Origin of the sequence: Streptomyces sp. NPDC086787 (genome assembly GCF_044745865.1) — a bacterium.
Classification (GTDB): Bacteria; Actinomycetota; Actinomycetes; order Streptomycetales; family Streptomycetaceae; genus Streptomyces.
Genome location: NZ_JBIVBC010000041.1, coordinates 1 through 9,775 on the forward strand (window position 1 = coordinate 1; position 9,775 = coordinate 9,775).

Sequence of the window (9,775 nt, forward strand, 5' to 3'; positions counted from 1 at the left end):
GGCCATCCAGCCTGCCGCGGCCTGACCCAAGACCCGAAACCCGACCAACCAGGCACACCCCCAGACGACCACACCCCCGACAACGTGACAGCGCCCCGAGCGCGCGTGGGAGCTCCCGGCCGCCAGCGCGACGCTGCGGGAGCGGTGGGCGGCCATCGCCCCCGAGCTCGCCGGGCACGTCGCGGCCGTGTCATACGACGCCGACGCCGGTCAGCTCACGGTGTGTCCGGAGTCGTCGGCCTGGGCGACGAAGGCCCGGAGCAGACCCGCATCATCGCGGCCGCCAACCAAGATGCAGCCTCGGAAGCGGTGATCGGGGTAGGCGACGTCGGCGGCCGGGGTGGAGTGCTCCTGGTCATCGACGGGGCGGTAGCAGGTGGTCAGCGCGAGCCCCGGGCACCTAGCGACGATTTCACGCCATATCGGGTAGGAAACGACACCAGTGCAACCACTTTCCATATATATTACTGGGGCATTCATCGCCCGCAACTCAAGGAAAAAGGAAATCGTGAGAGCAAGACAAAGATTCGCCATTCTCATAACCGCGCCCGCCCTGGCGGTGACACTCATAGGTGCCAGCGCCAGCGTGAGCGCCCAGGAGGTGATAACAACTAGTAGCCCTGGAAAGCTCCTCGGTACCATAACCCCCCCCCAGACGCTTCGGGGCTCAGCGAAACCACGCTGGAAAGTCAGATGGCGTTACCCGAAAAAAATTGTCAGGAGGTCCCTGCAAAATCTTCCTCAGCAAAAATGGGCGCGACGACGGTCTGTCTGGAACTGACTCCGGTCAAATCGACGTCAAATCAGAGAAGGATTAAATCCGCGAATGACGAGCCATCGGCTACATCTTGTTCTGCGACGCTAGGAACCTGGAATTACACTCGCCATGGCTATTGCTTCAATAACCTGCAAGGAACCCTGACCGAATTCGACCGAGAAAAGCCTCTGCAGATAATCGGTGCTGCGATTTTCACCGCCACGGGTACGGCTGAACTCTCACCTAACAGCGGTACGTGGCAGGAAAATCAGATGGTGACTCTCGTTAGTGCTACTGGGTCGGTGAAATCTCTGGATTTCACCTACAGTTCCACTTGCAGTCCGAGCTGCAAAGCCATTGTCCCAGGACCATGGCTTGGTGTCAGGAACCTGAGGCCGGGGCAATCAACTGCCGGAGCCACAAAATTTGAAGCTACCCCAGGGGCAGGAAAGGACAGCTCCATAACTACAAGCTATCAGATTACGGCCATTCAGCCGGGCGCGACTCCGCTGAGTAATACAACCGCCTTTAGTAATCCGCGCAAGGTGCGATGCGACACAACTTTCGCGAATAACGCCAGTACAGGGTGCGTTGTGCCGGACGTTAGAGCCCGGCTTGTACTTCCCCTGTCACAATACGGTGCTGCTGCGGCTACCTACGGTTTCGCTCAGCAGAAATTCTCCGGCCACTGGGGAGCCTCAGATAGCCCGTTGCGGCGCTTGGCCAGCAAGAGTGCACAGGAGGCCAACCGGAAGCGCACGTGCGAAGAAGGAGCGTCACGCCCCTTCGTTTATATGCCAAGTACAATTCCCGCAGACTCGTGTGACGAGTACCCATTTGCAGCCACCTACGAGGGGGGAAACGACGGAGGGAAGTGTGCAGACATAGTTCCCAAGCTGGAAGGTGGCGTTTGGCAGTTTTACGGTGACACCAGCGCCCCCGCGATAACCTTTAGCGAGCCGTGTGTAAGGTCGCATGTTCCATCCACCGAGAATTCGACGGCTGGTGGAAAGCTCGGGAGCAACAGTCAGAGCGAACGCATACTGGATACCGAAAAGTTCATCGTTGTTGTCGCGAGCTAAAAACCGCCAAAGCGAGCCTCACCCGCCCTGCTGAGTTTCAGCAGGGCGGGTGTAACGAATAGAGGTAGACTCAATGAATATCGAGGAAAGCTCGTGGGATTGGGTGAGGGATCACGAGAGCCTCTGCATCAGTTTCACTCAAGGTGTTTCCCCGAAAGGTCTCATTGCGAAATATGGGGCTGATCCAGAAACTGCAGTCATGGCAGCCTGGGGGGAGGTCTTCGAAACTCTAGATCCCAAGCCCGACAGCTCGATCCTACGGGTCGGAGTAATGGGTAGCTGGTCGTTCTGCCTCGAAAGTCTGGGAACTCTCGGGACGCGCCAGGAAATTCTTTCATCGTTGTCTCAAAATACTGAGACGATTATGGTTTGCCTCGGCACCGGCGGCTACGACACAGCTTCCTACTGGTCCAATGGCCAACTATGTGAGGCTTTCGAGCCGGGGCAACCATCGACTCTGCTTATAGAGCAAAAGTGTGGCTTCTGGGAAGCAACCGAGTCCCGCCGACTCCAGACCCGCGCCCCCAGCGCGGCAATCTCGGCGCTTGAAGTTGCTAGCGATATTACTACGGGCCAAATTACTGCCGACACCGCAACAGGAGCTCTCCTCAGCATCGCACTAGCGTGGCAAAAATCGGCTTCACCCCTTGGCTCGTCCATAACTTCATCATCGCTAGCAAAAAATGTGCAGCTTGGGCCGCACCTAGGGGAATTGCGGCTTTCCGGCAGTTCCGATGAGTCGCCAAACTAACGAGTTGGTGCGTGATAGCGGGTGGCGCGTGTTTGTCCTGCTCACGGCGGCTTTCAGGCCATGATGGTGCGGTCGGAGACGATGCCTGCGATGGCTCGGTAGGTGTCGGGCAGGCGATCACGGCGATGGGTCCAGCGCATGAGTTGCTTCCAGCGTTTGTGATCGGCCAGGGCGTGTTCCACGGTGATGCGGTCGGATGAGTGGCCGTGCCGGTCGCGTTCCCACTGTTCGACCTGCCGGGCAGTGCTCCGGGCCGTGGCTTTCTGGGCGGGGTGACGGCTTGGCCGGGATGGTCACGGCCAAGGCCCAGGTAGCCGTCGTCGAGTAACACTTCGACCAGGTCGAAGTGGTGGAAGCAGCCGGTGATACCTGCAGCGCGGGCCGCAGTCGCATCGTGCATGCGTCCCGGCCCCAGGCCGTCGGCCCACAGAGTGCGGCCCTGGTGGTCGGCGATGACGGTGGCTTTCATCGTGTTCTGCTTCTTCTTGCCCGACACGAATGCCCGCCTGCCGCCCCGGCCGGCGACGGGCCGTCGGACCTGGATTTCGGTGGCGTCCAGCCGCAACTCGACGCCTTCGGCCTGCGCGTAGGCGAACACGTCCTCCAGCGTCCGAAGCCGCAGACCAGGCCTGTCGGGAACGGCAAAGCCCCGCTCCGCCAGCAGTCGGCGCATCTCACCGACGGCCCGGGTGACGGTCGAGCGGTCGACACCGAACAGCACACCCAGGACCGCGTGAGGCAGATCGTGCCGGAGATGGATCAGCGTGACCACCAGCCGGTCCACGAACACCAGCCGGTACCGAGCACCCGCACCCGGCGCACGCCTCCGTGCTCCACCACGTACCTGCCCCCGCCGACCCTCCGCCGCAGCTGCCCACGGCCGGGCCAACTCCTCAACCAAAGAAGCCAGATGCACCGTCGAGACACCCGTGAACAACGGATGCGCCAACACCGCCCGATCGACCATGCCCCTCACCACGAGAGCATGCCCACCCGCTATCACGCACCAACTCGTAAACGCGCCCCGGTCTTCATCGGCAACGCAGAGGAACCGGCCGCCTGTGAGAGGGCGCGGGACCGCGGATAGAAACGGCCGTCGGGGCCAACACGACGCCGGCCAGCTCGTGACCCGGGCCGAGGACTTCCTCCACATCACTCTCAAGACCGTCTCCCGCCCCAGAGGCGCCAAGGGCTTCGTCGCCCTCCCACGCCGCTGGCGCGTCGAACGCACACTGGGAGGGACCATGAACGCCCGCCGTAACGCGAGGGACTACGGGCGGCTTCCTCAGCACAGCGAAGCCCACCTGAACTGGTCACTCATCACCCTCATGACCAGGCGGCTGACCCGCAGGCGGTCCAGCTGGGAGAAAAAGGCACCCCGTGCTTCACCGCAGTAGAACGTCGATGTCATGGTCAGCGAAGATCTCTAGGAGCACCTCGAAAAAGGCTCCGGTGTCCCTGCCTCGCGCTTGGTTAGCCAGCCGTGACCTCGCTATGCCTGAGTTCTGCCACTCCAGAGTGAACGGAGGTCTGACACCAAAGCCTCCTCCGAGGCAGTCGTCCACGGCAGCGAGATTCCACCCGAAGTACCCGCCGGGCCCGTTGATGGCCTCGCCCAGCGCACAGTAGAAGCTGTCCGCATCAACGACCTGCCGGCCGTCCAAGGTGAACACCCGTCCTGGTGCAGCATCCTTCGGGCGTTCACGGCGCTGGTACTGCCGTGACCACAGAGCCACGGACAACCAGGCCTTCCGCCCTTCCGCGTCGAGAGAGTGCCACAAACCCTTCCGGTTCAGCTGCCCCGTTCGAACCGCATCCCACACCCATGCCGAACCAGGGAGAAGCTCCTCGCACCACAGACGCACAGTGACATCGAGAAGGCCCTCCCGGCGCTGTGACGGCCCGGCGGCGGTTGCGGTGACATTGCTTACGAAGTACGAACCCATCTCAACGCCTTCAGCATCAAGGAAGGCCAGGTGCGCGCTCCCGGCAGCTGCGCGGCGGCCACCGAGGTGATCGAGGCAGGTCAGGAGTGTTCCTTGCGGCGAACATCCCAGGAGTTCGACCTGACGAAGACCGTCCTCACTCAGAATGAACAGCCCCCTGGCTTCGTCCGCGAAGCCCCAGAAGTCGCTCTCCTCCTCGTCGCTCGTCAAGGCGTACTTGCGCTCTTCTCCTGCACCGCCCGCTACGTCCACGACACCTCCTGATGAGCTGAAAGCCTACAGAGGGGTCCATCAGGCAGCGTCGACCAACCGACAGGACAGCCCGAGGTTCAAAAGCACTCACTAAGCCTTGTCGCCTGACGGCAGGACATGACGCTCCCTCAGGTCTATTTCATTCGCTGCCGTGACCGGACCGGACGATGGCGTGGTGGCGGGCGTGCCTGTGTGACGGTGGGAAGTCAATGCGACCGGCCGGCATCCTGATGCCGCTCTTTGGGCAGTTGGGCGCCGCCCCCGGGCGCCCGGCCCCCGCCATCGCCGACACCCTTCAAGCGGGTGCTTCGCCTTTGGGCTGACCAGTCTCCCGAAGGCCGGCACGCCCCTTTGAACATCACCACGGCCATCGACGGCGCCTTCGCACGCATCTCCCCCTGCGGAGAGAGCGACTTCGTCACCCTGCCCCGCTGCACCGCCGATGTCGAGGGCTTGCCACGCCGGGCCGGTTCAGGAGCCCATGGCATTGAAGTGAGGGCAGCGCACGACGGCCGGCCCGCTCGCCGCGGCCGGCAGGAGCATGCTACTCACCCGGCTACGCCGGGCGGGCTCGGTCAGGCGCGTTGTACCGGCCTCGGGGCGCCACTCCGCCCGGTGGAGGGCTTCGAGCTGGCTCGCCAGCTCCTGCCGCGCGGTCGAGGTCCTGGCGTACCCGATGCGGACCGGGCGCTCGGTGCGGGGCGCGGGCACGATGGCGAGCGCCGGGCACTGCTTCCACGCGCGGCCGGGGTGGCGGTCGGCGGGGACGAGGACTTCGAGTTCCTCGCGGAGCGCGGGGACGAGGACGAAGCGGGGGGTGTGGTACTTCGCGGCGGTCTTCCCGCCGCGGGTGCGGCAGGCGGAGCCGGCGGGCGCGTCACAGTTCGGGCAGTCATGACGTTCTACCGCCAATGCGGCTCGATCGGGCGTGAGGTCCATCCGGGAAGTCTCGCAGAAATGCCTCGCACAACATGCTGGTTTCGAGAGGGCTTTCGCGAACGGCCACCTGCGGAAACGTGATCACCACGGGGGCTCTCGCAGAACTCTCACAGATGAACATTTATGAGAATCACTCACTGCGCCGAGGCGACTTGCGCTCTGCCTCATATGCGGCTTATGGCTCGTTGCTGCTTTCCAGAGCCCGCAGCTGTGAGCCTCTTCGCCGTGCCGCTCGTTGGCAGATGAGCCAGTAGACGAGCGCCGCAGGTGGTGAGCAGCACAGCAGGATGATCAGCAGGCGGGAGTCGATCACGTTAGCGGGTCGCGCAGGCTCTTCGGCATCGGTCGGCAGGTCCCTCAAGAGGGCATCGAGTTGCTCGCGGGTACGTGCTTCGTAGACCACCTCCACTCGTTCTTCAAGTTCGGGCAGTGTCAGTCGGCCAACCGCGTAATGGTGCTGTAATCGTGCCTCAGCCCGGTCGCGTTCGGCGTCCGAGACGCGTATCGGCGTGTTGGGTGCTTGCTCCTCGCTGTCATTCATGACGTCCTCTCAGGCGGCTCTGTGGTATCCGAGGATGGGCGGTCTTGCAGGTCGACGAGCGCGACCACTACTCGCGTCCAGACCCCGGGTGTGTCGCGGTCCCCGAACTGGCTGGCGAGGCGTGCGATGTATTCACGCAGTTCGGCGAGCGCCTCGTCGGTCAGCCGCAGCGCACCGCGGCGAAGATCGACCTCTCGGCGACCACCGGCTTGCTTGGACCGGTAGGCGGCGCTGATGTCGGCCCGAGTGGCGTCCAGCATCGAGCCGAGGAACTCGGCCATCTCTTCCGGGCTCGCAGCATCACTGGGAGGCTCCGTGACCGCAGGGGCATAGACTCGCTCGACCTTGCCGCGGGCTAGGGGCCGATATTCGGCGATCTCGATTAGCCCGGACTGTTCAAGCTGTCCTAGGTGGTAGTAGAGCCGGTCAGCCGGAAGATCGGCGCGGTCGGCAAGCTCACGTGCAGACTGCGGCGTCTCCCACAGCGCCTCCAGGAGCCGGATGCGGAGGGGATCGGCGAGGGCCTTGTGTACACCGCGCCACCGCGGAGGCGACGCATCGGCTCTCTGTGTCCTCATCGACCGGCCCCATTCGTTGCATCAATCTCTACTGGTTGGAAAATCTTACAACCAGTAGGAACCTGTGGCCAGTTGAGTGTTCATGGGCGCCCTCGACAGCCTTGGCATCGCGCTGACAGCCGCCCGCCAGTGTGTGTGATCAGGCCTCCTCCTCGTCCTCGTCGAGATCCGAGGCGTCCGGGTCGCGCAGCGGGCGCAGGCCCCCGCCGACCGGGGTGGAGGCGGTGAAGCTGTAGCGACCGAGCAGGTTCAGGTTGCGGTGCTTGAGGGGGGAGAGGCGGGCGATGTCCTCGTCCCGGATCTCGTGGCCCTCGGCGCGGAGCTGGGCGACGGCGGCGTCGATGTACTTCGTCGTCCAGAGCACGATGGCATTGAGGACCAGCCCGAGCGCGCCGAGCTGGTCTTATCTGAACTTGGCATGCTGACCGCCTAGGGCCGTCTGTCCGCCGATAGGTCGCTGAGAGTAGCGGCCGATTTTCTTGAGGATCAGGGGCCTCCCGGGCGTGTCGCCGAGCCGGTTCTTGCGAGGGAGCCCAGCGAGGACGTCACTGGGGCCTTGGAAAATGCTCCTCATGGACGATGCCTTCACGCTCCTTCAGCGAGCGACTGATCTACTCCCCGAGGGCGCCCGGGCCGAAAACGGTGTGACGGTTGACGACGTGCGCGACTATCAACGGCACCAGGAGTGGGAGCTCGTCCTCGACCTCCTGATGGAGATCGCGGACGAGCAGCCGGTTTCCTTGCGATTCTGGTCGCTACTCGAGGACGCAGCCCGCCAGATGATGCTGGAGCACAGCGCCGACTGGTGCGAGTGGCGGGCCTGGGAGACGCAACACGGCACCCTCCGGGCCAGGCTGAGCCTGCTGAGCACGGAGGAGGGCGGACGTCAGACCGCCTTCTCCGGGCAGGGGCAGTTGCGGCCGCTCTGGGACATCGGTAACCGGGCGCCCGATGGCGGACAGTCAGTCAACGTTGCGCGACTGTGGGTGGAGGGTGCGCCCGGCCTGGCACCGGGAGAAAGCGCGACGGTCCGTTTGGCGCCACTCAGCCCCGAACAGTGGCGCCATGTGCAGCCTGGCGATGTGATCACCATGCACGAGGGCAGGCCGGTTGTCGGCACGGCCGTGATCACCGAGGTCACACCGCCTTCCGTCCCTGGGCGCGAGGGAGATCTGCAGGCGTGATCTGCAGGGTATCCGAGGCGCTCGGGGGGGTGCGGGTCAGTCCGGACTGGTCGCGTAGCGACCGCAGATGGGAAGATGACCGGCATGACGATCAACAGAAAGGCCCATGCCGCGTAGGCGGCCTGGGCGCGTCCGGGCCGAGTTGCCGCGCCGGCGCCGGAAGCATGACGACATCACGACCATCCGTGGCCTCTCCTCGGCCGCACTCGCTGAGGTTCGACGGATCGAACGTCAGAAGAAGTACCTGTGGCCGGGCTCAATCGGGTCGGCGATGGTGCGCTGGCGGGACTTTGTCCACCAGCCGAATCGACGGTTGTGGGAGTACGAGAGCGGTGGCTGCACGGAGTGGGCCTGTTGCGGTGATCCGTGGCAGGCTCGCGAGTTCCTCGAAGCGGTGATGCTGGCGATGTCCCGCCGCCGGTCGCGCGAACTCCGCAGCCTCGTTGAGGCTTTGGACCGTCGGTTCTGATGCGAGGCGGCACCGCTGTCACTGCTCGGCATCAAGACGTCCGGCACTGCTGCGGAAGTCGGGCATGCCGAGCTGAACGGTGGTGTGCTTGGTGGCGAGGTCGCGCATGGCGGTGAGTTTCTGCTCGGCGGCGGCGAGGCTGGCCCCGATCGCGGCGACCTCGCCGAGCCATCCCTGTTCCTTGGCCTCCTGGAGCCGGTCGAGCAGGTTCGCGTGGATCTCCTCCAAGCGGGGCATCTGCTCGGGATCGGGCCGCAGGACGGGACAGCGGATGCAGGCGTGTTCATGGACGCAGGGGGTGCCGAAGTCGCGTGCGCAGACGCCGAGGCGACGTTCCGCAGCTCGAAGTGGGCGAGGAAGTCCTGCCATTCCTGCGCGGTGGGTTCGCGGTACTCCTCGCTGGGCCGCAGCGACCGGCGGCGGGCGATGAAGGACCGGTGGTGGTTGATGACGTCCTCGGGATAGATCGCGGCATAGCCGAGAGTCGTGTCGACCATTCGGTGACCGCAGATGCGGGCGGCGATGTGTGGGGGCAGGCCGGAGCGAAGGGCGTCGGTCACGAAGATTCTCCGGAAGTCGTGCGGTGTGTAGCGCAGCTGCTCATCGCCGGGCCCGGTCAGCCCGCTGGCGGCGAGGGCGTCGTTGAGACAGGTGTAGATGTAGTTGCGCGGGATCGCCCGGTCCTCGGGGCCGCAGCGGCGCTGGAAGAGGAGCGGCATCGGTGCACTCCAGAGCCGTTCCAGACTGTCCTAGGCGGAGAGCAGGGGCATGGCCTGCTGTCCGCGCCGGACGCGGTGGATGATCGCAGTGAGCACCTCGCCGAGCTCTGGTGAGACCAGCAGCAGCCGCTCCTGGTCGAGCTTGGACGGGGCGACCTGGAGCATGGGCACGATCTCGCCGGTGGTGGGCAGCTGGTAGGCGACGAAGCTGTGGTGGGTGAGTTCGAGTGCTTCCTCGATGCGCATACCGGTGTGACGAAGGACTTCGACGATGGCCCAGGCCCAGAAGGCGCGTTCCTCTTCCACGGTCAGGTCCCGGCGCCGGCCGGTGGCGGGGTCGTCGGCGTAGACGCCGGAGGACACCCCGGCGCGGCGGAGGAGGTTCTCGCCCGCCGCAGTGGTGAACGGGGCTCCGGCCGGGGTCTCCCGCCCGGTGGCGAGACAGGTCTGGGCGTCCTTGAGCTAGTGTCCTGCGCCAGAGATCCGTCGGCAGAAGCGGGCGAGGGAGTCGAGGATCTCTTCGGCGGTCTTGGTCCAGATGAACGGCTTGGGTTCTT

The 9,775-nt window shown here is 64.5% G+C and carries 9 protein-coding genes and 2 pseudogenes; 2 read left to right on the forward strand and 9 right to left on the reverse strand.

Annotated features, from left to right (window positions below):
- Positions 1–210 precede the first annotated feature (210 nt).
- The gene (locus ACIPK3_RS34050; RefSeq protein WP_402576092.1) at positions 211–570 is read right to left on the reverse strand and encodes a hypothetical protein; all 360 of its coding nucleotides are present in this window, start codon (positions 568–570) and stop codon (positions 211–213) included.
- 1,342 nt (positions 571–1,912) lie between these two features.
- On the opposite strand from ACIPK3_RS34050, the gene ACIPK3_RS34055 reads away from it, so the two are divergent.
- Positions 1,913–2,590 (forward strand): DUF6461 domain-containing protein, encoded by a 678-nt coding sequence (locus ACIPK3_RS34055; RefSeq protein WP_402576093.1) that lies wholly within the window; start codon positions 1,913–1,915, stop codon positions 2,588–2,590.
- Between the two features lie 53 nt (positions 2,591–2,643).
- On the opposite strand, the pseudogene ACIPK3_RS34060 reads toward ACIPK3_RS34055, so the two are convergent.
- From ACIPK3_RS34060 to ACIPK3_RS34085, 6 genes and pseudogenes are all read right to left on the reverse strand, one after another.
- A pseudogene (locus ACIPK3_RS34060) lies at positions 2,644–3,557 on the reverse strand (transposase family protein).
- A gap of 418 nt (positions 3,558–3,975) precedes the next feature.
- Positions 3,976–4,788, reverse strand: a complete 813-nt coding sequence (locus ACIPK3_RS34065) for a barstar family protein (protein WP_402576094.1) — start codon at positions 4,786–4,788, stop codon at positions 3,976–3,978.
- Between the two features lie 471 nt (positions 4,789–5,259).
- Positions 5,260–5,700 carry a hypothetical protein gene (locus ACIPK3_RS34070; RefSeq protein ID WP_402576095.1) on the reverse strand — a complete coding sequence of 147 codons (441 nt, stop codon included), beginning with the start codon at positions 5,698–5,700 and terminating at the stop codon, positions 5,260–5,262.
- Positions 5,701–5,902: 202 nt separating this feature from the next.
- Complete coding sequence (locus ACIPK3_RS34075) at positions 5,903–6,268, reverse strand: DUF1707 domain-containing protein (protein ID WP_402576096.1); 366 nt, start codon at positions 6,266–6,268, stop codon at positions 5,903–5,905.
- The gene (locus tag ACIPK3_RS34080) at positions 6,265–6,846 is read right to left on the reverse strand and encodes an ArsR/SmtB family transcription factor (RefSeq protein WP_402576097.1); all 582 of its coding nucleotides are present in this window, start codon (positions 6,844–6,846) and stop codon (positions 6,265–6,267) included. Before ACIPK3_RS34080 ends, ACIPK3_RS34075 begins: the two co-directional genes overlap by 4 nt.
- 139 nt (positions 6,847–6,985) lie before the next feature.
- Positions 6,986–7,249: pseudogene (locus ACIPK3_RS34085) on the reverse strand (Tn3 family transposase); the annotation flags it as partial.
- A 169-nt stretch (positions 7,250–7,418) separates the two neighbouring features.
- On the opposite strand from ACIPK3_RS34085, the gene ACIPK3_RS34090 reads away from it, so the two are divergent.
- A complete protein-coding gene (locus ACIPK3_RS34090) occupies positions 7,419–8,030 on the forward strand; it encodes a hypothetical protein (RefSeq protein ID WP_329828198.1) in 612 nt (203 codons plus the stop codon).
- 487 nt (positions 8,031–8,517) lie between these two features.
- Here ACIPK3_RS34090 and ACIPK3_RS34095 read toward each other — a convergent pair whose 3' ends face one another.
- A complete protein-coding gene (locus ACIPK3_RS34095; protein WP_402576098.1) occupies positions 8,518–8,736 on the reverse strand; it encodes a hypothetical protein in 219 nt (72 codons plus the stop codon).
- 512 nt (positions 8,737–9,248) lie between these two features.
- On the reverse strand, positions 9,249–9,581 hold the full coding sequence (locus ACIPK3_RS34100) for a hypothetical protein (protein ID WP_402576099.1): 333 nt from the start codon (positions 9,579–9,581) through the stop codon (positions 9,249–9,251).
- Positions 9,582–9,775: the final 194 nt, after the last annotated feature.